The 22,384-nt window shown below is 59.7% G+C and carries 18 protein-coding genes; 12 read left to right on the top strand and 6 right to left on the bottom strand.

Annotation, left to right across the window (positions count from 1 at the left end):
* Window positions 1-109: 109 nt before the first annotated feature.
* Genes rsmA through MME58_RS23620 form a run of 4 tightly spaced genes read right to left on the bottom strand, consistent with a single transcriptional unit; the run spans window position 110 to window position 5,982 of the window.
* Window positions 110-916 carry a 16S rRNA (adenine(1518)-N(6)/adenine(1519)-N(6))-dimethyltransferase RsmA gene (rsmA, locus tag MME58_RS23635; RefSeq protein WP_054987041.1) on the bottom strand — a complete coding sequence of 269 codons (807 nt, stop codon included), beginning with the start codon at window positions 914-916 and terminating at the stop codon, window positions 110-112.
* Window positions 913-1,902, bottom strand: coding sequence for a 4-hydroxythreonine-4-phosphate dehydrogenase PdxA (gene pdxA, locus MME58_RS23630; RefSeq protein WP_055006387.1), 990 nt, complete (start codon window positions 1,900-1,902; stop codon window positions 913-915). The genes rsmA and pdxA overlap by 4 nt, the downstream gene beginning before the upstream one ends.
* On the bottom strand, window positions 1,899-3,221 hold the full coding sequence (locus MME58_RS23625) for a peptidylprolyl isomerase (protein WP_054987096.1): 1,323 nt from the start codon (window positions 3,219-3,221) through the stop codon (window positions 1,899-1,901). Before MME58_RS23625 ends, pdxA begins: the two co-directional genes overlap by 4 nt.
* Complete coding sequence (locus MME58_RS23620) at window positions 3,202-5,982, bottom strand: LPS-assembly protein LptD (RefSeq protein ID WP_055006386.1); 2,781 nt, start codon at window positions 5,980-5,982, stop codon at window positions 3,202-3,204. Before MME58_RS23620 ends, MME58_RS23625 begins: the two co-directional genes overlap by 20 nt.
* Before the next feature lie 129 nt (window positions 5,983-6,111).
* On the opposite strand from MME58_RS23620, the gene MME58_RS23615 reads away from it, so the two are divergent.
* From MME58_RS23615 to MME58_RS23605, 3 genes are read left to right on the top strand one after another with little or no spacing between them, the layout of a single operon-like run.
* Window positions 6,112-7,137, top strand: coding sequence for an aminoglycoside phosphotransferase family protein (locus MME58_RS23615; RefSeq protein WP_054987044.1), 1,026 nt, complete (start codon window positions 6,112-6,114; stop codon window positions 7,135-7,137).
* A 54-nt stretch (window positions 7,138-7,191) separates the two neighbouring features.
* Window positions 7,192-7,863 carry an N-acetylmuramate alpha-1-phosphate uridylyltransferase MurU gene (gene murU / locus MME58_RS23610; protein ID WP_055006385.1) on the top strand — a complete coding sequence of 224 codons (672 nt, stop codon included), beginning with the start codon at window positions 7,192-7,194 and terminating at the stop codon, window positions 7,861-7,863.
* Window positions 7,864-8,631 (top strand): TerB family tellurite resistance protein, encoded by a 768-nt coding sequence (locus tag MME58_RS23605; RefSeq protein ID WP_054987046.1) that lies wholly within the window; start codon window positions 7,864-7,866, stop codon window positions 8,629-8,631.
* Window positions 8,632-8,646: 15 nt separating this feature from the next.
* On the opposite strand, the gene MME58_RS23600 is transcribed toward MME58_RS23605, so the two are convergent.
* Window positions 8,647-9,642, bottom strand: a complete 996-nt coding sequence (locus tag MME58_RS23600) for an alpha/beta hydrolase family protein (protein ID WP_054987047.1) — start codon at window positions 9,640-9,642, stop codon at window positions 8,647-8,649.
* Window positions 9,643-9,720: 78 nt separating this feature from the next.
* On the opposite strand from MME58_RS23600, the gene MME58_RS23595 reads away from it, so the two are divergent.
* The 9 genes from MME58_RS23595 to trpE all read left to right on the top strand — a co-directional run bounded on the left by MME58_RS23595 (window position 9,721) and on the right by trpE (window position 20,327).
* Complete coding sequence (locus MME58_RS23595) at window positions 9,721-11,769, top strand: sensor histidine kinase (RefSeq protein ID WP_055006384.1); 2,049 nt, start codon at window positions 9,721-9,723, stop codon at window positions 11,767-11,769.
* On the top strand, window positions 11,766-12,395 hold the full coding sequence (locus MME58_RS23590) for a response regulator (RefSeq protein ID WP_055006383.1): 630 nt from the start codon (window positions 11,766-11,768) through the stop codon (window positions 12,393-12,395). Before MME58_RS23595 ends, MME58_RS23590 begins: the two co-directional genes overlap by 4 nt.
* Window positions 12,396-12,766: 371 nt before the next feature.
* Window positions 12,767-13,891: an ABC transporter ATP-binding protein gene (locus MME58_RS23585; protein ID WP_055006382.1), complete on the top strand. Its 1,125-nt coding sequence runs from the start codon at window positions 12,767-12,769 to the stop codon at window positions 13,889-13,891.
* Window positions 13,892-13,973: 82 nt separating this feature from the next.
* Entirely contained in the window at window positions 13,974-15,008 is a 1,035-nt protein-coding gene (locus tag MME58_RS23580) for a polyamine ABC transporter substrate-binding protein (protein ID WP_055006381.1), read from the top strand.
* A gap of 77 nt (window positions 15,009-15,085) precedes the next feature.
* Window positions 15,086-16,333 carry an ABC transporter permease gene (locus MME58_RS23575; RefSeq protein ID WP_055006380.1) on the top strand — a complete coding sequence of 416 codons (1,248 nt, stop codon included), beginning with the start codon at window positions 15,086-15,088 and terminating at the stop codon, window positions 16,331-16,333.
* An 11-nt stretch (window positions 16,334-16,344) separates the two neighbouring features.
* A complete protein-coding gene (locus MME58_RS23570; protein ID WP_054987053.1) occupies window positions 16,345-17,166 on the top strand; it encodes an ABC transporter permease in 822 nt (273 codons plus the stop codon).
* Between the two features lie 119 nt (window positions 17,167-17,285).
* Window positions 17,286-17,960, top strand: coding sequence for a ribulose-phosphate 3-epimerase (gene rpe, locus MME58_RS23565; protein WP_054987054.1), 675 nt, complete (start codon window positions 17,286-17,288; stop codon window positions 17,958-17,960).
* Entirely contained in the window at window positions 17,957-18,775 is an 819-nt protein-coding gene (locus MME58_RS23560; protein WP_054987055.1) for a phosphoglycolate phosphatase, read from the top strand. The genes rpe and MME58_RS23560 overlap by 4 nt, the downstream gene beginning before the upstream one ends.
* Window positions 18,776-18,845: 70 nt before the next feature.
* Window positions 18,846-20,327 (top strand): anthranilate synthase component I, encoded by a 1,482-nt coding sequence (gene trpE / locus MME58_RS23555; protein ID WP_054987056.1) that lies wholly within the window; start codon window positions 18,846-18,848, stop codon window positions 20,325-20,327.
* Window positions 20,328-20,399: 72 nt separating this feature from the next.
* On the opposite strand, the gene estP is transcribed toward trpE, so the two are convergent.
* Window positions 20,400-22,322, bottom strand: coding sequence for an esterase EstP (gene estP / locus MME58_RS23550; protein ID WP_055006379.1), 1,923 nt, complete (start codon window positions 22,320-22,322; stop codon window positions 20,400-20,402).
* Between the last annotated feature and the right edge of the window lie 62 nt (window positions 22,323-22,384).

Below are 22,384 nucleotides of genomic sequence, written 5' to 3'. Positions count from 1 at the left end.
TAGGCCTTGAAATCCATAACGAAAAAAGGGCGTGTGCGGCAGGTAGATCAGTCTAGGACAAGTAGGCGGGAAATGACGAACGCCAGTGCCGTTCGCCTGACCCGAGGGTTCACTCTGTCACAACTTTTTCGCTCAGAGTGTCTGCCAGACGGACGAATGCGGCCAGATCGAGTTGCTCGGGACGCAGACTGCCGTCTACTCCGGAAGCGGTGATCTCGTCGCTGCTCAATAACAGTTTGAGTGTGTTGCGCAGGGTTTTGCGACGCTGATTGAATGCTTCGCGTACGACCCGCTCCAGCACCCGGTGATCCTTGGCGGGGTGGGGCAGCGTTTCGTAAGGGACGAGGCGCACAATGGCCGAGTCCACCTTGGGTGGCGGGTTGAACGCCCCCGGTCCGACGTTGAACAGATGTTCCACGCGGCAATGGTACTGAACCATGATCGACAAGCGACCCCAGTCACCGCCGCCGGGTCCGGCCGCCATGCGCTCGACCACTTCCTTCTGCAGCATGAAGTGCATGTCGCGGATCAGGCTGGCGTTCTGCAGCAGATGAAAAATCAACGGCGTCGAGATGTTGTAGGGCAGGTTGCCGACGACACGCAGGCTGCGTGGTTCTGCACCCAGGCTGTTGAAGTCGAACTTCAGTGCATCGCCCTGATGCAGGTTGAAATTCGGCTTGTTGCCAAACTGGCCGGTGAGGATCGGGATCAGGTCCTTGTCCAGCTCGACCACATCCAGTTGTGCGCCGCTGTTGAGCAACCCCTCGGTCAGCGCGCCCTGGCCCGGCCCGATTTCCAGCAGTCGGTCTTCGGGCCTGGCACGAATGGCGCGAAGGATCTTGTCGATAACGCCTGCATCATGCAGGAAGTTCTGCCCGAAACGCTTGCGCGCCCGGTGTTGGTATTGCTCGGTCATGAATGGGTCTCGGCCATCTGGTAGGCGGTTTGCAGTGCAACGTGCAGGCTGCCGGTGTCAATATTCGCGCTGCCGGCCAGATCCAGCGCCGTGCCGTGATCGACAGAGGTGCGGATGATTGGCAGGCCAAGCGTCACATTGACCGCTGCGCCGAAACCTTTGTATTTCAGCACGGGCAAGCCCTGATCGTGATACATCGCCAGCACTGCGTCGCAGTGCTCCAGATATTTGGGGGTAAACAGAGTGTCGGCAGGCAACGGGCCGCGTAAATCCAGGCCTTCGCTGCGCAGGCGCTCCAGAGTCGGTTCGATGATGTCGATTTCCTCGCGGCCCAGATGCCCGCTTTCGCCAGCATGAGGGTTGAGGCCGCAGACCAGAATGCGCGGGTGGGCAATGCCGAACTTGTTGACCAGATCGGCATGCAGAATGCGTGTCACACGCTCCAGCCGGTCCTGTGTGATGGCGTCGGCCACCTCGCGCAGCGGCAGGTGAGTGGTCACCAGAGCGACGCGCAGGTCGCCGGTTGCCAGCATCATCACCACCTGATCGGTGTGGGTCAGCTCGGCGAGGAATTCGGTGTGTCCGGAAAAGGCGATGCCACCGTCGTTGATCACACCCTTGTGCACCGGGGCAGTGATCATGCCGCTGAACAGCCCGTCGAGGCAGCCCTGGCCTGCGCGAGTCAGGGTTTCCAGGACGAACGCGGCGTTGGCCTTGTTCAGTACGCCGGTTTCCACCGCAGCTGCCAAGGGCGTATCCCAGACGTACAGACTGCCGGCCGGTGCAGGCAGGTCGGGAAGCGTATCGGGCGTGACGTCGAGCAGACGGACCTTCACGCCCAGTTGCGCGGCCCGCTCAAGGAGCAGGTCGCGACTGGTGATGGCGATCAGGGGGTGTGGCTGAGGCTGCGTGGCGAGCAGCAGGCAGAGGTCGGGACCTATGCCGGCCGGCTCGCCGGGTGTCAGGGCGAAACGCTTGGGTTTCACTGTGCAGCCTGGGTCGCGCCAGGAAGTTTGATTTCAACGTAGGCTTCGTCACGGATCTGACGCAGCCAGGTTTGCAGCTCTTCGTCGTACTTGCGGTTACGCAATACGTTCAGCGCTTGTTGCTCGCGAGCCTGATCGGTGGCATCCGTGGAGCGACGACCGAGCACTTCCAGAACATGCCAGCCATACTGGGTCTGGAATGGTTTGGACAATACGCCCTGCGGTGTTTCGCTCATGACCTGGCGGAATTCGGGAACCAGGGAGTTCGGATCAACCCAGTTCAGATCGCCACCATTGAGTGCAGAACCTGGATCTTCCGAAAAGCTTTTCGCCAGTTCGGCGAAATCTTCACCATTCTCGATGCGGTCGTAGATCTTCTGGGCAAGACGCTTGGTCTCTTCCTCATTACGGATTTCGCTTGGCTTGATCAGGATATGACGCACATGCACTTCATCACGCATTTGCGCCTGACCCTGACCACCGCGCTTTTCCAGCAACTTGAGAATGATGAAACCGCCCGGCGTGCGCGCCGGAGGCGTCACGTCACCCACAGGCATCGCGCTGAGCATGTCACCGAATGGCGGTGGCAGTTGCGCAGCCTTGCGCCAGCCCATGTCGCCGCCTTCCAGTGCGTTTTCGCTGGAGGAGGTAGTCGCCGCGAGGCGGGTGAAGTCAGCACCTTTCTTCAACTGATCGTAAATGCCCTTGGCCTTGACGGCTGCAGCCTGGATGGTCTCCGAGGAGGCGCTGTCAGGTGTGGCGATCAGAATGTTGGCCAGGTGAAACTCTTCGGACAACTGAGCCTTGCCCTGATCGGATGCAAGGAAGTTTTTCACTTCCTGCTGGGAGACCTGGATGCGTTCAGCCACCCGGCGCTGACGCACACGGCTGATGATCATTTCCCGGCGCACCTGCTCGCGAGCATCGTTATAGGACAAGCCATCATGCGCCAGCGCGGCGCGGAACTGCTCTACGCTCATGTTGTTGCGCTGGGCGATGGTACCGATTGCCTGATTCAGCTCGTCGTCGGAGACACGAATGCCGGACCGTTCGCCCATCTGCAATTGCAGATTTTCCAGAATCAGACGATCCAGAACCTGCGGTTGCAGCGCCTCGGCAGGCGGTACGCCAGAGCCACGCTTGGCGATGGTTTGCTGAACTTCACGTACACGCTGGTCCATCTGGCTTTTCATGATCACGTCGTTGTCGACGATGGCCACAACACTGTCCAGAGGTTGAACCGCCGCATGCACGGCACCGCTCAGGAGTAACGCGCCCAGCATCAGCGGGCGCAGACAATCAGAAAGCTTGGTCTTCACGTTCACGATAACCTTGGATGCCTTTGTCGAGGAAGCTGTCTACCTTGGCGCCAGTTACACCGCCGAGCCCCTTCAACACGATTTGTAGGAATATGCCGCGGTCGCCTTTCTCGTTCTGAGGCGCTGCCTGGCTGAATTCGTCGTAGTCGATCCAGTAGCGGTTGACCAGACGCATTTTCCAGCAGCAGTTGTCGTACTCGAACCCGCCGAACGCTTCGATGGTGCGTTCGCGGTTGTAGTCATACTGCCAGCGGCTGATCAGGCTCCACTGCGGCACGATTGGCCAGATGACCGAGAAATCGTGCTGCTGAATCTTGTAGTAGTCCTTCACATAGTTAGGCGAGCCCGGTGTGCCGTAGTCGCCACCACCCACAACCCAGCGACCGGTGCTTTCGTCGTAACGAATCTGGTCGTTGCGATAGCGGTAGCCGACGTTGACGACCTTGTTCGGGTTGTCTTCAGGCTGGTAGTGGAACATCGCGCTGCCCGAACGGGTGCTTCGGCTGTCCGGATCCCAGTTGAAATCGGAGTTGAAGCGCCAGTCGCGGTTGAAGCGGTATTCGTATTCCAGTGCATAAGGCGAAACGTTGGCACGCGCATCATCGCGGTCAGCGAACACCACACCTGGCAACTGCACCTTGCGGTCTTCGAAATACAGAGCCTGACCGATGCTGAAACGTTGACGTTCGAAGCCGTTGTCTTCGATCCAGCGGTTGGTGACGCCCAGCGACAGCTTGTTCTCGTCGCCGATACGGTCGGAACCGGTGAAGCGGTTGTCACGGAACAGTGAGGCGTAGTTGAACGTGCTTTCGCTGGTGTCGAATACTGGAATGTCGGTCTGGTCTTTCTCGGGTACGTAGAGATAGAACAGGCGTGGTTCCAGGGTCTGACGGTAATCCTTGCCGAACCAGTTGGTATTGCGATCGAAGTACAGGCCGCTGTCGACGCTGAAGATCGGCACGCTGCGGCTCTGGCTGCTGCTGTACTCTTCGTCAGCCAGAAGCGTATTTTTGCCCTGGCTGTCCAGATCCAGATCGTATTGCGTGTAGACGTACTTCAACTTCGGCGTCAGGAAACCATAGGTCCAGTTCATCGGCAGGCTGACGGACGGTGCCAGGTTCAGGCGATCGCCGTTGGCACGCGCCAGCCCCGAGATGTTGTTGTCCAGACGTGTCTCGGAGTTGCCGTCTTCATCAATGAATGCGCCGCTGCGCAGATCACGTTCGAAGCGGACGGCTTCGGTCTGATAATCGAACTTCAGACCGCCGGGGCTGTAGGGCAACGTACCGTTGAGCGTCAGCTGAGGCAGGCGGTTGTAAGGCGTGACGTTGGCAACCGTCGCCAGCTTGTAAGCCTGGGCGTTGAGCACTGCCGAGTAGCTGTCGCCACGGTAGGTCAAGGAGCCCTGCTGGTTGAGGAAGTCAGTCCGTTTGACGCCGATCTGATCGGTTTCCAGGTCCTGGAAGTAGTACGGGTCGCTGATGTCGGTGTAATCGACCTGTGTCAGCCAGCGTGTATCAAGGCCACCCTTGTGCTGCCAGTTGATCATCCAGCGGGTCTTGTCGTAGTCGGACTGCAGTTTGCGGTCGTCGTTTTCGTCGTTCAGGTACGCGCCGCCAAACTGGCCTTCGCTGCCTTTGGTCAGGTAGCGGAACTCGCCTTCCATCAGCAAGCCACGATCGGCCATATAGCGCGGGTACAACGTGGCGTCGTAGTTCGGCGCCAGGTTGAAATAGTATGGGGTAACCAGCGTAAAGCCGTTATCGCCGCCTGCCGCAATGGTCGGTGGCAGGAAGCCGGACTGTCTACGGTCGTCGATCGGGAAGTAGATATACGGCGTGTACAGAACCGGTATGTCCTTGACCCGCAGGGTAACGTTGGTCGCCGTACCGAAGCCGGTGGCCGGGTTCAGCGTGATGTTGTTGCCCTTGAGCGTCCAGGCGTTGCTGTTCGGTTCGCACGTGGTGTACGTACCGTCCTTGAGCCGGATGATCGCGTTCTCTGCACGCTTGGCGTACAGGGCATTACCGCGAATGTTCGACTTGTGCAGGACGTATTCGGCGTTGTCGACCCGGGCTTCGCCGGTGTCGAGTTGCAGTTCGGCCTTGTCACCCACGATCAGCGCACCGTTGTCGCGCAGACGGACATCGCCGTTCAGCTCGCCACGGTTTTCGGCCTGATGCAGGGCCGCCTCCTGGGCCTGTACCTGCATGCTGCCCTGACGCATCACGACATCGCCAGCCAGCGTCGCGACCTGTGCCTCTTGTTCGTAACGCGAAGCCTTGGCTCCCACGAACATAGGCGCGTCTTTCATCGGCGTCTTGTCGTCCATGCCAGGACGGATCGGCTCGACGTAGGCACCCGAGCAATACGGGCCGGTTTCGGCCAGTTGCGCTGCGGTAAGCTTTTCGCGAGGAACCCAATCGAGGTGGCTGTAGTCAGCACTACGCGACCTCAGACCTTTGCCCTTGGCCTCGGTGACCAGTTGCGTACCCGCAACCTGCTCACCCGACGACGTACTTTGCGAGGTGACTGTGCCGTTGGAACTGACCGACGTCGTGTCATGCACGGGGCGCGGAGGCAGATCCACTGCAGCAGCATTGGATTTCGGCGCACAGTTCCAGGCACCCGAAGCAGAGACTGAGCAGTCATACTGTTCCGCGGCGACCACGAACTGAGTGGCCAGAGGTTGCATCGCCAGCAGACTGCCGGTTACGAGCAACGGAAATTTTTTACGAAACGCGGGGGATTTCAATGCCATCTTATTAGTCCGGGCTTCCTGCGCGCCATCTGCCCGCGGGGGGGCCGCACGCCTCTCGATGGGCTGAAAAAGATTCCGGATAATAAAGCATGACCCGCTTGACGGCTAGCGCCGTCGGAGACCCTTGTAATGTCAGATCAAGATATACGCCTGCAATCCCTGAAAGTTTGGCTCGATGAGCAGTTGCCAGCACTGTTTGCCGCGCAGAATTGGGGCGCTGTACCCCCGGCTACATTGACTGCGGCCAGCAGCGATGCAAGTTTTCGTCGTTATTTTCGCTGGGAGGGGGCAGGCCGAACTTTTATTGTCATGGACGCCCCTCCACCACAGGAAAACTGCAAACCGTTTGTAGATATCGCTCATTTACTGGAAAAGTCGGGCATTAATGTTCCAAAAATTTATGCCGAAGACCTGACACAAGGCTTTTTGCTGCTCAATGACCTGGGCCGTCAGACCTATCTGGATGTCATCGACACCGACAACGCCGATGCATTGTTCGCCGATGCAATCCAGGCACTGCTGGCTTATCAGCAATTGCCGATGGACGCGCCATTGCCGGTGTATGACGTCGCATTGCTGCGCCGTGAACTGGAGCTGTTCCCCGAGTGGTACGTGAAGCGTCACCTGGGGATCGAGATGGACGAGGCCCAGCTGGCTGACTGGCAGCAGGTCAGCGAGTTGCTGATCAACAGTGCTCTGGCACAGCCCAAGGTATTGGTGCATCGCGACTACATGCCCCGAAACCTGATGATCAGCGAGCCCAATCCTGGCGTGCTGGACTTTCAGGATGCCGTCTACGGTCCGGTCACCTACGACGTGACCTGTCTGTTCAAGGACGCCTTCCTGAGCTGGCCGCAAGAGCGCGTCAGCGAGTGGCTCAAAACCTACTGGGATCAGGCGCGGGCCATTGGCATACCGGTGCAGGAAGATTTTGCAGCATTCGAGCGTGCCAGTGATCTGATGGGGGTACAGCGCCATTTGAAGGTGATCGGTATTTTTGCCCGTATCTGCCACCGCGATGGAAAACCGCGCTATCTGGAAGACGTCCCGCGCTTTTTCGCTTATATAGAGGCGGTTTTGTCGCGTCGCCCCGAGCTGGCTCAACTCGGTCAGTTGCTCACCAGTCTGCAGCAGCCGGTAGAGACCGCTGTCTGATACGGCTGAGACGGCCATTTTGAAAGAAACCTTGATTGTGTTGAAGAGGACTGCATGAAAGCGATGATTCTCGCCGCCGGTAAAGGTGAGCGAATGCGCCCGTTGACCCTGCACACGCCCAAACCACTGGTGCGTGCCGGGGGGATCCCGTTGATCGAGTACCACCTGAACGCCTTGCGCGCAGCCGGGTTTCACCAGTTGGTCATCAACCATGCGTGGCTGGGACAGCAGATCGAGGATTATCTGGGTGACGGTCAGCGTTTCGACCTGAGCATCCGGTATTCCCCGGAAGGCCAGCCGCTGGAAACGGGCGGCGGTATTCATCGTGCATTGCCGTTGCTGGGTTTCGAGCCCTTTGTGGTGATCAATGGCGATATCTGGACCGATTACGATTTCAGTGCATTGCGCATGCCGCTTGCCGGTTTGGCGCACCTGGTGCTGATCGATAACCCGGCACACCACCCGACTGGCGATTTCTCGCTGGTCGACGGTCAGGTGCGCGATGACGATTCGGCGGGTCAGCGACTGACATACAGTGGCATCGCCATCCTGCACCCCCAGCTGTTTGCCAACTGCGAACCCGGTGAGTTCAAGCTCGCGCCACTGTTGCGGGAGGCCATGCACCAAGGGTTGGTAACAGGTGAGCATTACAGGGGGCGCTGGGTCGATGTCGGGACTCACGAGCGTCTGGCAGAAGTCGAGCAGTTGCTTGCGGAGAGCCGCTGAATGCTCTGGCCTGGCACACTGATCGGCGCTGGCGTCGGCTATGCAATTGCCAGCATTCCGGGTGCCATGTTAGGGGCGCTGTTGGGCCAGGCGCTGGATCGGCGATTGAAGTTGCAGAGCTGGGCGCACCTGCGTGAGCGTCTCGGCGGCCGGGCGACGATCCCCGAGGACGGGCTGCTGTTTGTGTTGCTGGGCCGCCTGGCCAAGAGTGACGGACGGGTGTTAGCCAGCCATATCCATCAGGCACGCACCGAGATGCGTCGTTTGAATCTGAACGATACAGACCAGTTGCGCGCCATCACTGCTTTCAAGCGCGGCCGCGATGGAGCCGATGGCCTGCGCAGTTATCTGCGTGGGCTGCAGGGGCAGCCGGACATCGCCGAGGATTTGCTACGTGCCTGCTGGCGTATGGCCTGGGCGGACGGCAAGGCTTCGCGGGTCGAGCGTGAGTTGATCGGGGTGTGGGGCATGTGGCTTGGCTGGACCGGGCCACAAGTCGAGGCGCTGGCTGCCGATCACGACCCGATGAAGCGTTCGCCGGTCAGCAGCAGTGATGACTACAGAAGTGCAATGACGCTTTTGGGGATAAAGCCCGACACCGATCCGCTGAACATTAAACGTGCGTACCGAAGGCTGCTCAGTCGCCATCATCCCGACAAGATTGCCGGCTCGGGCGCCAACCCCCAGCAAGTGCGTGTGGCGACCGAGAAGACCAGCGAGCTGCATAATGCCTATCGTGTGGTCAAAGCCCGACGCGGGTTCAACTGAGCCTGCGCGTCACGCTTATTTTTCCTCTTTGGCGTCTACCCAGCCGCGAACCCGGCGAAATAGCTGCTCCTGTTCGGTCTCTTCATTGCCGACAATGTTGATCAGCGCAATCTGCGTGAAACCTGGCCCCTTGGTGCGTTTGCTGGCCTGCAAGCGTGCCTTGGCCGCCTGGTCCGGCGAGTTCTTGTAGATGAAGTCGGCTGTCTTGATTTTCAGCCCGGGCACCATGTCCAGCAGCGAGGGCGCAGCATTGACAGGCGCGCGCGCAGCAAGCATTACCAGCTTCTGCACAGCAGGCGATGTGCGCTCATTGAGGAATCTGGCTGCCCAGTACGCGCCGCTGCTATGGCCGATCAACACAATGCTGCGGGCCTTGTTTTGCTGCGCAAAGCTGACGGCACTTTCGATCCGGGCGAAGATGCGCTCGGCCTGAGCCTTGTCGAGTTCCTCGTCGGCGGCTGCCTTTGCGGTGGCGGCAGCGGCCTGGGCCTCGGCTTCAACTGCCGGGTCCTGGGCTTTCGCGGTGGTGTCCTTGGTGGCCTTGGTGGCCTCGTTGGGTTTGGTGGCATTTGCATCGGCTGGAGCGGCGTCCGGCTCGCGTGCCACCAGCGTACTGTCGACCGGGTCCGGCATGGTGATGCTCAGGCTCGACCAGCCGACATCAGGAAACTTGCGCCGCAGCGGGCCAACGGCGTCCGGCCAGTCCGGCGACTCGGCGTCACCGGGCACGATGATGACTGCGCCCTGAGGCGTGTCACTGTTCGCCGGCTTCCAGAGCGCAAGGAAATTTTCGTCGCCGGCCTGAAGTTGCTGCTGATCCTCACGAGGCAATTGGCGCTCGAGCGCTATGGCGTCTTCCTGCGAGCGGCTGAGCAATGGTGCGCGCTCGACCGGTGTTTCGGCAGCGGCGTCCTTGGCCGGGACCGGGTCGGCTGCCAGAGCAGGCAGCGTGCAAGGCAGCATCAATGACAGAAACAATGCAGGAAACGTTGCGCGAAAGGTGTAGGACATCGGATATTCCAAGCCAGAAACTATCCCGGCAGCCTAATGGGTTGATCGGCTTTTGTCAGGCCTGAGCCTGCGCGGCTCATGGCCGTCATACGAACACACGAGAGCGACACATTGATGATTGGTCTTCTGCGCAGCGGGTTTATCGGCTGCCTGGCGTTGCTCTTGATGGTTCAGATGGCGAACGCGCAGGCTGACGTGCCGGAAACGTCTGCAACGGCACCGTTGAGTTCAGCACAGCGTAGCTGGCTCGGCCAGCACGGTCCGCTGCGGGTTGGTCTGGTATTGCGTGCGCCTTACGCCCAGTTCGATCAACGCTTGCAGCAGCTGTCGGGTGCCAATGTCGACCTGATGAATGCGCTGGCGGCGGCGCTGCCGGTCGAATTGTTGTGGCGAAACTTTCCCGACCAGGCCGCGCTTGAGAAAGCTTTGGCCAATGGTGAGATCGATGTCGCCCCGGGCTTGATGCAGACCCCTGCGGGGCTGCGCTTGTGGCTGTTTTCCGATCCGTATCTGCGTGTTTCGCAACTGTTGATCGGCGAGCGTGACGGCAGCACCACCGTGGACCTGGAGAAGCTCGACAGCCTTTCCCGCATTGCAGTGCGTATGCCAGGCTCTGCCGCCGATTACCTGCGCAGCAATTTTCCGCACCTGAACCTGCAAGGGGTGCCGCTGGAGCGTCAGGCGCTGCAATTGTTGCTCAGTCAGCAAGCACGTTATGCCGTGGTCGATGAGGCGCAGCTCAGCCGTCTGCTCCGCGAGCCGGAGTTTGCCGGGTTGGCGGTAGTAGGGGATATCGGGCTGCCACAATTGTTACGGGTGGCTTCACGCCGCGACATGCCCGAGCTGGCCGACATCATCAGCGAAGCGTTGCGGGTGATTCCGGCCAAGGAACTGGAACAACTGCACGCGCGCTGGATGCCGTTGACCCCTTCGCATTTCATCGAGTCGACCAAGCTCTGGAAAAACCTGTGCATTCTGCTGCTGGTGATGCTGCTGGCCTGTTTTGCCATCGTGGTCTGGCAGCGTCGCCAGCAGCAGGCGCTGGAGCGAGAGCTGCTCTCTGCGCGTGAAGCACTCGCCCTTCGTGTCGAAGGCGAGGAAGCGCTGCGCCTGGCGCAATTTTCCATCGACCAGAGCACCGTGGGCATCCTCTGGGTCAATTGGGACAGCCGGGTGCGCTATGCCAACCGCGCAGCGGAATTCATGCTGGGCTATGCGCCGGGGCACGTGGTAGAGCGGCCGCTGATCGATTTCGAGCCCGGTCTGCACATGGATCGCTGGCTCAACCTGTGGAAGAACGCGCGTACTCGCGAAGACAGCCCGCAAGTGTTCGAGACCCATTGCCTGCGCGCCGATGGCAGCCTGCTGCCTGCCGATGTCTCGTTGAGCTTCCTGCGCTTCCGAGAGGCGGAATACCTGGTGGTGTTTCTCAGTGATGCCAGCGAGCGCCGCCGCGCACATGATCAGTTACGTGAACTGTCAGCGCATCTGGAAAGCGTGCGTGAGGAAGAGAAGGCGCGTATTGCCCGTGAGGTTCATGACGAACTTGGGCAGATGCTGACCGTACTCAAGCTGGAAACCTCGATGTGCGAACTGGCCTATGCCGACCTGGACCCCGGCCTGAGTGAGCGGTTGGACAGTATGAAGCGCCTCATCGCGCAGTTGTTTCAACTGGTGCGTGATGTGGCCACTGCATTGCGGCCGCCGATTCTCGACGCGGGCATCGCGTCGGCCATCGAGTGGCAGGCGCGCCGTTTCGAGGCGCGCACGCAGATCCCTTGTCTGGTGCAGGTGCCGGATAATCTCCCGGCACTCAGTGACGCCAGGGCCACTGGCATGTTCCGGATTCTTCAGGAGGCGTTGACCAACGTGATGCGCCACGCACAAGCGCATACCGTAGAGATCGGCCTGACGTTGCAGGATGGCGTGATGTGCATGAGTATCGCCGATGACGGGCAGGGGTTTTCCATCGAGTCGGGCAGGGCGGTTTCATTCGGTCTGGTAGGGATGCGTGAGCGTGTGCTGATGCTCGGTGGCAGACTTGAGCTGGACAGTGAGGTGGGTGAAGGCACAACCTTGCGCGCCTATATCCCGTTGGACCCCGTCGCACAGGAGCGAAGACAGTGATTCGTGTTTTGGTAGCCGAAGACCACACCATCGTGCGTGAAGGGATCAAACAACTGATCGGCCTGGCCAGGGATCTGCAGGTGGTGGGCGAGGCCAGCAACGGCGAGCAGTTACTCGAAACCTTGCGCCACGTGCCCTGCGAAGTGGTGTTGCTGGACATCTCGATGCCCGGCGTCAATGGTCTTGAGGCGATTCCGCGGATTCGCGCATTGGCCAATCCACCGGCCATTCTGGTGCTGTCGATGCACAACGAAGCGCAAATGGCGGCACGTGCGCTGAAAGTCGGCGCGGCGGGCTACGCGACCAAGGACAGTGATCCAGCGCTGCTGCTGACGGCGATCCGTCGGGTGGCGGCGGGCGGGCGCTATATCGATCCGGACCTGGCCGACCGCATGGTCTTTGAAGTGGGCCTCACTGATAGCCGGCCTTTGCATTCTTTATTGTCGGAACGCGAGTTTTCGGTATTCGAGCGTCTGGCCCAGGGTGCCAACGTCAACGACATCGCCCAGCAACTGGCCTTGAGCAGCAAGACCATCAGCACCCACAAGGCGCGGCTGATGCAGAAAATGAAGCTCAACTCGCTGGCCGATCTCGTCAAATACGCGATGGAGCACAAGCTGCTCTGAGTCTGAAAACGACACTCTGCTCATCACTATCGTGCAACGCTCCGCTTGTCCGCGAAGACAGTATTCAAACGATGCTCTTTCGGTGAACGCACCAGCCCTTTCGCGGACAAGCGAAGCGTCGCCCGGTCCGCTCCCACGCCCTTCGGGCAGAAGCCCGAAACCTCTTTTTTGCGCTCGTCAGGACTTGTGTATCACGCTGAGCGCTGGAACGATCAGACGTCGCCGACGTGCTCAATCGCGCCATCTCTGTAGGGCAATCCCTACCCCCAGCCTTCCACCTCGCCTAGGCGATTCTCTCCCGGCCCCCGATTTGCGTGGCATACGGGCTGCTCTAGGCTTGAGCCCACGCAGACAAAACAAAGGTGTGGGTAATGAGCGACGTCGATACAAGCGCTGGAGCAAGTGATGTTCTGGTCAGCTTTCGTGGTGTGCAGAAGAGCTACGACGGCGAAGCACTGATCGTCAAAGACCTCAACCTGGATATTCGCAAAGGTGAGTTCCTGACCTTGCTCGGACCCTCGGGCTCCGGCAAGACCACCAGCCTGATGATGCTGGCCGGTTTCGAAACCCCGACTGCCGGCGAGATCCTGCTCGGTGGCCGCGCCATCAACAATGTGCCGCCGCACAAGCGTGACATCGGCATGGTGTTCCAGAACTACGCATTGTTTCCGCACATGACGGTGGCCGAGAACCTCGCATTCCCCCTGTCAGTGCGGGGCATGAGCAAGACTGATGTCGGCGAGAAAGTGAAAAAGGCGCTCGGCATGGTTCAGCTGGACACGTTTGCGCATCGCTACCCGGCGCAGTTGTCCGGTGGTCAGCAGCAACGTGTTGCCCTGGCCCGTGCGCTGGTATTCGAACCGCAACTGGTGCTGATGGACGAGCCGCTCGGCGCGCTCGACAAGCAACTGCGCGAGCACATGCAGATGGAGATCAAGCACCTGCACCAGCGTCTGGGAGTAACGGTGGTCTACGTGACCCACGATCAGGGGGAAGCCTTGACCATGTCCGACCGGGTAGCCGTTTTCCATCAGGGCGAGATCCAGCAAATCGCACCGCCACGCAGCCTGTACGAAGAGCCGAAGAACACGTTTGTGGCCAATTTCATTGGTGAAAACAACCGCCTCAACGGGCGTCTGGTCAGTCAGGACGGCGACCGCTGTGTCGTCGAACTCGAACGGGGCGAGAAAGTGCATGCGCTGGCGATCAATGTCGGCCACCCTGGCGGTCCGGTGACCCTGTCGATCCGCCCCGAGCGCATCAGTCTCAATGGTCGCAGCGAGAGCTGTGCAAACCGATTCTCCGGTCGTGTTGCCGAGTTTATCTACCTGGGCGATCACGTTCGCGTGCGTCTGGAAGTAGCAGGCAAAAACGACTTCTTCGTCAAACAGCCGATTGCCGAACTGGACCCTGGCCTGAGCGTGGGCGACGTAGTGCCCATCGGCTGGCAAGTCGAGCACGTTCGTGCGCTCGACCCCTTGCAGCAAGTGCATTGATCTACCGACAAAATCAATAACAGAGGCGACCTGATCGCCCATCCCAATCGCTTACCAACACTGCTCGTGAAGAAAAGAACATATGTTGAAATCTTTGAAGTTCACCGCCATCACGTTGGGCATGATGTGCGCGGCGCAAGCCATGGCTGCGACCGATCTGACTGTGATTTCCTTTGGCGGTGCCAATAAGGCCGCCCAGGAGAAAGCTTTCTACGCGCCGTGGGAAAAGGCCGGCAAAGGCAAGATCATCGCCGGTGAGTACAACGGTGAGATGGCCAAGGTCAAAACCATGGTCGACACCAAAAGCGTTTCCTGGGACCTGGTAGAAGTGGAGTCGCCTGAGCTTGCCCGCGGCTGCGACGAAGACATGTTTGAAGAACTGGACCCGAAGGCGCTGGGCAATGCCGCCGACTTCGTGCCTGGTGCAATCACCCATTGCGGCGCGGGCTTCTTTGTCTGGTCGACGGTGCTGGCCTATAACGCCGACAAAGTCGCCACCGCGCCGAACGGCTGGGCAGATTTCTGGGACACCAAGAAATTCCCTGGCAAGCGTGGCCTGCGCAAAGGTGCCAAATACACCCTGGAATTCGCTCTGATGGCCGACGGCGTAGCGCCCAAGGACGTTTACACAGTGCTGGCCAGCAAAGATGGCCAGGACCGCGCGTTCAAGAAGCTCGATGAGCTCAAGCCAAACATTCAATGGTGGGAAGCGGGCGCACAGCCGCCGCAATACCTCGCGTCCGGCGACGTGGTGATGAGCTCTGCCTATAACGGTCGGATCGCCGCCGTGCAGAAAGAAAGCAACCTCAAAGTGGTGTGGACCGGCGGCGTGTATGACTTCGACGCATGGGCCATTCCAAAGGGTTCGAAAAACGCAGAAGCGGCGAAGAAATTCATCGCCTATATGCTGGAACCCGAGCAGCAGAAGACCTACTCGCAGAACATTGCCTACGGCCCGGCCAACACTCAGGCGGTCAAGCTGCTGGACAAGGAGACCCTGCAGAACATGCCGACCACACCTGAGAACATTAAGGATCAGGTACAGATGAATGTGGCGTTCTGGACCGACAACGGCGAATCCCTTGAGCAGCGTTTCACTGCCTGGGCTGCCAAGTAATCAGGCTGCATCGCTTCAGATCCGGGCGTTCCCTGTTGCGGGGAGCGCCCTCTCGTTGAAAGATTCCGGAGTTCGCTATGGCCATCGCCGTGCCCTTGACTGAAGGCGCCAGCCCTAACTTGAAGCAACGTCTCGCTCGCGCCGAAAGGGTCAACCGCTGGAAGGCTCAGGCACTGATCGCTCCGCTGGTGATTTTCCTGCTATTGGTGTTTCTGGTGCCGATCGCTGCGTTGCTCTACAAAAGTGTCGGCAACCCTGAAGTGGTGGCTGCGCTGCCCGGTACTGTGGTCGAAGTGCAAAAGTGGGATGGTAAAGGGCTGCCGCCCGAGTCGGTCTACAAGGCGTTGAGCCTGGATCTGGCCGAAACGCGCAAGAATTCCACGCTGGGCGATTTGTCCAAGCGTCTGAACATGGAGCTGGCCGGCTATCGCAGCCTGTTGAGCAAGACCGCACGCGCGCTGCCGTTCAAGACTGAACCGGCCTCTTATAAAGAAGCGCTCGAAGCACTGGACGAGCGTTGGGGCGACCCGGCCTATTGGCAGGCGGTGCGCCGCAATACCAGCAGTATTACGCCTTATTACCTGCTGGCGGCGGTGGACCACCGCATTGATGACCTGGGGGAAGTTGCCCCGGCGACCCCGGATCAGGCGATCTATCTCGATATCTTCGCCCGTACCTTCTGGATGGGCCTGGTGATTACCGCCATCTGCCTGGTACTGGCCTATCCGCTGGCTTATCTGCTGGCCAGCCTGCCTGCGCGGCAGAGTAACCTGCTGATGATTCTGGTGCTGTTGCCGTTCTGGACCTCGATTCTGGTGCGCGTTGCTGCCTGGATCGTGTTGTTGCAGTCGAGTGGCCTGATCAATAGCGCGTTGCTGGCAATGGGCATCATCGACAAGCCTCTGGAACTGGTCTTCAACCGGGTGGGGGTGTACATCTCGATGGTGCACATCATGCTGCCGTTCATGATTCTGCCGATCTACAGCGTGATGAAGAACATCTCCCCGACTTACATGCGTGCTGCCATTTCGCTGGGCTGCCATCCGTTTACCAGTTTCTGGCGCGTGTATTTCCCGCAGACCTATGCCGGGATCGGCGCCGGCTGTCTGCTGGTGTTCATTCTGTCGATCGGCTACTACATTACCCCGGCTTTGCTGGGCAGCCCGAACGACCAGATGGTCAGCTATTTCGTCGCCTTCTACACCAACACCAGCATCAACTGGGGCATGGCTACAGCGCTCGGCGGGCTTCTGCTGTTGGCGACCATTGTGTTGTACCTGATTTATAGCTGGCTGGTCGGCGCCAGCCGCCTGCGTCTGAGCTGAGGAGTGTCACCATGTTGAACCCCTACACGTCGCCGATCGAACGCATCTGGTATTACGCCTTGCGCATTATCTGTGCGCTGGTGCTGCTCTTTCTTGTGCTGCCGGTGCTGGTCATCGTGCCGCTGTCATTCAACTCCGGGAGTTTTCTGGTCTATCCGCTGCAAGGCTTCTCTTTGCAGTGGTATCAGGACTTCTTCAACTCCGCAGAGTGGATGCGCGCTCTGAAGAACAGCATGATCGTCGCCCCCGCCGCAACGCTTCTGGCGATGGGTTTCGGCACGCTGGCGGCAATTGGTCTGACCCGTGGCGATTTTCCTGGCAAGGCGCTGGTCATGGCGCTGGTGATTTCGCCGATGGTGGTGCCGGTGGTGATTGTCGGTGTTGCCAGTTACCTGTTCTTCGCGCCACTGGGCCTGGGCAATAGCTACACCTCGCTGATTCTGGTCCATGCGGTGCTGGGTGTGCCGTTCGTGATCATTACCGTGTCGGCAACCTTGCAGGGCTTCAATCACAATCTGGTGCGCGCTGCTGCGAGCCTTGGTGCTTCGCCACTGACTGCGTTCCGGCGCGTGACCCTGCCATTGATTGCGCCGGGTGTTATTTCCGGTGCACTGTTCGCCTTCGCAACCTCGTTCGACGAAGTGGTGGTCACGCTGTTCCTCGCCGGACCGGAGCAGGCGACCTTGCCGCGGCAGATGTTCAGCGGTATTCGCGAAAACCTCAGCCCGACCATCGCCGCCGCCGCGACTTTGTTGATCGGCTTCTCGGTGCTGCTGCTGTTGGTGCTCGAATGGCTGAGGGGGCGTAGCGAAAAACTGAGAACGGGGCATTGACGTGCATCGGCGAGCCGCAAGCCTGCTGGTTTGCTTTGGCTTGCCGCTCATAGCTTACCGCTCCAGGCGAAGCTTGGCGTACAATCCGCGCACCGTGATTCTGCTCAAACAGGTGCGTCATGCAGCCCTTCGTTATTGCCCCATCGATTCTTTCCGCTGACTTCGCCCGTCTGGGTGAGGAAGTCGACAATGTGCTGTCTTGCGGCGCTGACTTCGTCCACTTCGATGTCATGGACAATCATTACGTCCCGAACCTGACCATTGGTCCGATGGTCTGCAGCGCGCTACGTAAATATGGCGTGACTGCACCGATCGACGTGCACCTGATGGTCAGCCCGGTGGATCGCATCATCGGTGATTTCATCGAGGCCGGTGCCACCTACATCACCTTCCACCCGGAAGCGACCCAGCATATAGATCGCTCATTGCAACTGATCCGTGAAGGCGGCTGCAAGGCGGGCCTGGTATTCAATCCGGCCACTCCGTTGAACCTGCTGGAATACGTCATGGACAAGGTCGACATGATCCTGCTCATGAGCGTCAACCCGGGTTTTGGCGGGCAGAAGTTCATTCCTGGAACACTTAACAAACTGCGCGAGGCACGTGCGCTGATCGATGCCTCCGGACGCGACATCCGCCTGGAAATCGACGGCGGCGTGAACGTCAACAATATCCGCGAAATCGCCGCCGCTGGGGCTGACACCTTCGTCGCCGGTTCGGCCATTTTCAACGCGCCGGACTACCGGGAAGTGATCGAAAAAATGCGTACAGAACTGGCGTCATCCCGCGCATGAGCGGCTTCGAGCAGCTGTTTGCAGGCAAGTTGCCCAGTCTGATCATGTTCGATCTGGACGGGACGCTGGTGGACTCGGTTCCCGATCTGGCCGTGGCGGTGGACACCATGCTCTGCGAACTCGGTCGCCCGATTGCCGGGCTGGAATCAGTGCGGGCCTGGGTAGGCAACGGTGCGCCGGTACTGGTGCGCCGCGCGCTGGCCAATAACCTCGACCACAGTGGTGTCGATGACGCGCTGGCCGAGCAGGGCCTGGAAATCTTCATGCGCGCTTATGCCCAAAAGCACGAGTTCACCGTGGTCTACCCCGGCGTGCGTGAAACCCTCAAGTGGCTGCAGAAGATGGGCGTCGAAATGGCCCTCATCACCAATAAGCCGGAGCGTTTTGTCGCGCCGCTGCTTGATGAGATGAAACTGGGGCGTTTCTTTCGCTGGATCATCGGCGGTGACACCATGCCGCAGAAAAAACCTGATCCTGCTGCGCTGTTTTTCGTGATGAAAATGGCGGGTGTGCCGGCCTCGCAATCGCTGTTTGTCGGCGACTCGCGCAGTGATGTGCAGGCCGCCAGGGCTGCCGGTGTGGCTTGCGTCGCGCTGAGCTATGGCTACAACCACGGGCGGCCGATTGCCGAAGAAAACCCGGCGATGGTGATCGATGATTTGCGCAGGCTGATTCCCGGTTGCCTGGACATGGACGCTGAGATACTGTTGCCCGACATCAAACGCCCCTCCTCAAGAGAATCCGTCGTGGTGGTCACTCGCAAACTCTGGATGAAAGTCATCAAGGCCCTGGCCCGCTGGCGTTGGCGCGCCTGACTTGATTCTGGCCGGCCTGCCGGCGCGTTTGCCTGACTGACCGTTTTTTCCTCAAACCACGAGGTTGCTCATGAACCGTGAAGAATTCCTGCGTTTGGCCGCTGAAGGCTATAACCGCATTCCGCTTGCCCGCGAAACCCTGGCCGATTTCGACACGCCGCTGTCGATCTACCTCAAGCTTGCCGATCAGCCCAACTCCTACTTGCTGGAGTCGGTGCAGGGTGGCGAGAAATGGGGGCGTTATTCGATCATCGGCCTGCCATGCCGCACCGTGATGCGCGTGCATGGTCATCACGTCAGCGTGACCCATGACGGCGTCGAGATCGAAAGCCTGGATGTTGAAGACCCGCTGGACTTTGTCGAGACCTTCAAAGCGCGCTACAACGTACCGACCATCACCGGGCTGCCACGCTTCAACGGCGGGCTGGTGGGCTACTTTGGCTACGATTGCGTGCGTTATGTCGAGAAGCGTCTGGCCAACTGCCCGAACCCGGACCCGTTGGGCGTACCGGATATCCTGTTGATGGTGTCTGATGCGGTCGTGGTGTTCGACAACCTGGCGGGCAAGATGCACGCCATCGTGCTGGTCGATCCGGCGCAGCAGGAGGCCTACGCAAGTGGCGTTGCCCAGCTCGACGAGCTGATGCACAAGCTGCGTCAGCCGATCACACCGCGTCGTGGTCTGGACCTGGACAGGCCACCGGCGGCCGATCCGGTGTTTCGTTCCAGCTTTACCCAGGGCGATTACGAGGCAGCGGTCGATACGATCAAGCAATACATCCTCGCAGGCGACGTCATGCAGGTTGTGCCGTCGCAACGGATGTCCATCGATTTCAAGGCCGCGCCCATCGACCTGTATCGGGCGTTGCGCTGCTTCAATCCGACGCCTTACATGTATTTCTTCAACTTCGGCGACTTCCATGTCGTCGGCAGTTCGCCTGAAGTGCTGGTACGGGTCGAGGACAACCTGATCACCGTGCGTCCAATCGCCGGTACCCGTCCTCGCGGAGCCACTGAAGAGGCTGACCGTGCGCTGGAGGAAGACCTGCTTTCCGATCACAAGGAAATTGCCGAGCACCTGATGCTTATCGATCTGGGCCGCAACGACGTCGGGCGGGTGTCCGAGGTCGGTACGGTCAAACTGACCGAAAAGATGGTCATCGAGCGTTATTCCAACGTGATGCACATTGTGTCCAATGTCACTGGCCAGCTGAAAAGCGGGCTGACTGCAATGGATGCGCTCCGGGCGATTCTGCCGGCGGGCACGTTGTCCGGCGCACCGAAAATCCGCGCCATGGAAATCATCGACGAGCTGGAACCGGTCAAGCGCGGCGTCTATGGCGGTGCCGTGGGGTATATGGCCTGGAATGGCAACATGGACACTGCTATCGCGATTCGTACTGCGGTGATCAAGAACGGCGAGCTGCATGTACAGGCCGGTGGCGGCATCGTCGCCGACTCGGTGCCGGCACTGGAATGGGAAGAAACCCTCAACAAACGCCGCGCCATGTTCCGCGCCGTGGCATTGGCCTCGCAAACTGCCGAGGACTGAGCAGGCTTGCTGCTCTGCGTTCCAAAGTGGACGCAGAGCATCGCACGGTAGTGAGTCTGTCCAGCGGCCTCTCTAGAAGCTCAGGCTCAACGCAACATTCACTCCTTGCTGGGTCACGTCGTCGTTCTTGCGCCAGTTGTAGTTGCCACGCAGTGTCAGGTCCTGAGTGAGCTTCTGGCTGACGCCCAGCGTTGCCCGATTCAGGTCGCGTTGCGGGGTGTAGCCTTCCAGGGTGAAGTCGACGGACTGTATGCTGTTGAGTGCCATCGTCACGTTCTGCTGGTCGGTCTCGAACTCGCGCTCGCGGGCCACTTCGCCCCAGACCTGCGTGCTCGGGGTCACCTCGAATTTGCCCTGTACACCGACGCCTGCACGTCGTGACTTGCGGGTCTGGTCACTGAAGGTCAGCGCTGTCGAACGGTCGCCTTTTTCCGAGTAGCCATCGACATCGATATGCGCGTAGTCGGCACTGACGAAGGGCGACAGATGCCAGCGACTGGCAGCTTCTGCTATGTCGAAACCGACTCGCCCGCTGACCGCCCACAATTCACCGTCGGTATCGCCTTTTTCCTGGCCCTCGCTGACGCCCAGCGTGAACTTGCGCTCGGCATTTTCGTAATCAAGCTTGCCGCCGGATACTGCAAGATCTCCCCACCAATGATTGGCCTGATATTGCAGAAAAGCAGTGGCGATGTAGCTGTTGAGTTTGTAGTCCGAATCCCTTGGCCCGGCTTCGAGATTCTGGCGATACGCCCCGGCAACAATGCCCGTGCGCCAGTTCTCGGCAAACCGGTAGCTGCCGCCGATGGTCAGGTTATAGCCTCTTCCGTCCGCATCAGCCGAGCTGTCCTGCGCGTCGAAATCCATTTTCTGGCCGCCTGCGGCGACGATGCTTTGCCACTGGCCAATGCCTTGCCAGTTGCCCCAGTCGCTAAGCCATTGCGCACGAATCTCGTCCTGATGCATACGCAGCGTGCCATTGGCCATTTCTGGCAGCAGGGTTATTTCCCAGGGTGCCGAAAGCAAGGAATAGGCGTAGTCGGCCAGCAGTCGTTGCCCGGCTTCGGTCGGGTGGACGCGGTCATTGAAAAATACCCGGTTCGGGTTCGGCGTCGCACTGGATCGGCCATTGGCTGCGCTTTCTGTGCAGCTGTCGCCACTGAAGCAGGTGCCGATCAGGTTTTCGTTGGGATCGAAACCGAAGCGGGCCGGTTCGGCGAGGACTTCATTGATCAGCAACGGAACATTCAGCGGGATGATCTGGGCATTGATCTGCGCCAGTCGGCTGACCAGTTGCTGATTGAAGCCCGCGCTGAGCGCGGAGCTCGCCGAGGCCAGTGGTGAACCGCTCAAGGCTGGCGTTTTACCGATGTCCGGCAACAACCAGACCATGATGTAGCGCGCACCGGCCTGTTGCAGGGCTTGCGCGCTGTCAGCCAGCTGATTGGCGGCTTGCGCGGCGCTGCTGGCACTCAACACACGACCTTGCAGAAAGTCGTTGCCGCCTCCGGTCAGGTAGTAAAGAGCGTTAGGGTCAGCGCGAAAACTGTTGGCGGGCAGATAACCGGTCCGGCTGCGTAACAGCGTGCCGGTGTTCGGGTCGACGACAGTGGATTGCGAGTTGATCGAGTCCAGAATCTGGTCCGTTCTATAGCCGCCGACTGCCCAGTTATTGCCATCCGGCGCGCCCAGTGCCGCATTGACCGGCGATGTAGACGCCGCCAGATCACCTGACGGGACGTTGAGCATTCTGCCGATCAGCGTCGACGAGTTCAGATTGAAGACTTCACCGCTGCCGTCCTGATACGTGGGCCCGACACGGTTGGTGAACCGCAGCGTAGAGCCCCTTGGCCCGGCAGTGTCCGGAAACTGTCCGGCATCGGCCAGACTGTCGCCGAACACCACCATGGTCGAATAGGGCGCAGCCGCAGTGGTGCCGCAGGCCAGCGATAACAGGCAGGCCGCGAACGGCCAGCGCCTCGATGTCTTGGTCATGAAAGGATCCTGATTGTTTTTGTTTTGTACCGGAAACGTAGCAAGATTTTTCATGACTGCAA

The organism is Pseudomonas syringae pv. tagetis, from assembly GCF_022557255.1.
In the GTDB taxonomy this organism is placed as follows: Bacteria; Pseudomonadota; Gammaproteobacteria; order Pseudomonadales; family Pseudomonadaceae; genus Aquipseudomonas; species Aquipseudomonas caricapapayae.
Note: the sequence above shows the minus strand (reverse complement) of the source record. Positions and strands in the feature narration are given on the sequence as shown.

What these genes read in the sequence shown, in the direction of transcription:
- rsmA (WP_054987041.1), bottom strand. Translation starts at nt 916, where the DNA reads ATGACCGAGCAATACCAACACCGGGCGCGCAAGCGTTTCGGGCAGAAC.
- MME58_RS23620 (WP_055006386.1), bottom strand. Translation starts at nt 5,982, where the DNA reads ATGGCATTGAAATCCCCCGCGTTTCGTAAAAAATTTCCGTTGCTCGTA.
- MME58_RS23615 (WP_054987044.1), top strand. Translation starts at nt 6,112, where the DNA reads ATGTCAGATCAAGATATACGCCTGCAATCCCTGAAAGTTTGGCTCGAT.
- murU (WP_055006385.1), top strand. Translation starts at nt 7,192, where the DNA reads ATGAAAGCGATGATTCTCGCCGCCGGTAAAGGTGAGCGAATGCGCCCG.
- MME58_RS23605 (WP_054987046.1), top strand. Translation starts at nt 7,864, where the DNA reads ATGCTCTGGCCTGGCACACTGATCGGCGCTGGCGTCGGCTATGCAATT.
- MME58_RS23600 (WP_054987047.1), bottom strand. Translation starts at nt 9,642, where the DNA reads ATGTCCTACACCTTTCGCGCAACGTTTCCTGCATTGTTTCTGTCATTG.
- MME58_RS23595 (WP_055006384.1), top strand. Translation starts at nt 9,721, where the DNA reads ATGGCCGTCATACGAACACACGAGAGCGACACATTGATGATTGGTCTT.
- MME58_RS23585 (WP_055006382.1), top strand. Translation starts at nt 12,767, where the DNA reads ATGAGCGACGTCGATACAAGCGCTGGAGCAAGTGATGTTCTGGTCAGC.
- MME58_RS23580 (WP_055006381.1), top strand. Translation starts at nt 13,974, where the DNA reads ATGTTGAAATCTTTGAAGTTCACCGCCATCACGTTGGGCATGATGTGC.
- MME58_RS23575 (WP_055006380.1), top strand. Translation starts at nt 15,086, where the DNA reads ATGGCCATCGCCGTGCCCTTGACTGAAGGCGCCAGCCCTAACTTGAAG.
- MME58_RS23570 (WP_054987053.1), top strand. Translation starts at nt 16,345, where the DNA reads ATGTTGAACCCCTACACGTCGCCGATCGAACGCATCTGGTATTACGCC.
- rpe (WP_054987054.1), top strand. Translation starts at nt 17,286, where the DNA reads ATGCAGCCCTTCGTTATTGCCCCATCGATTCTTTCCGCTGACTTCGCC.
- MME58_RS23560 (WP_054987055.1), top strand. Translation starts at nt 17,957, where the DNA reads ATGAGCGGCTTCGAGCAGCTGTTTGCAGGCAAGTTGCCCAGTCTGATC.
- trpE (WP_054987056.1), top strand. Translation starts at nt 18,846, where the DNA reads ATGAACCGTGAAGAATTCCTGCGTTTGGCCGCTGAAGGCTATAACCGC.
- estP (WP_055006379.1), bottom strand. Translation starts at nt 22,322, where the DNA reads ATGACCAAGACATCGAGGCGCTGGCCGTTCGCGGCCTGCCTGTTATCG.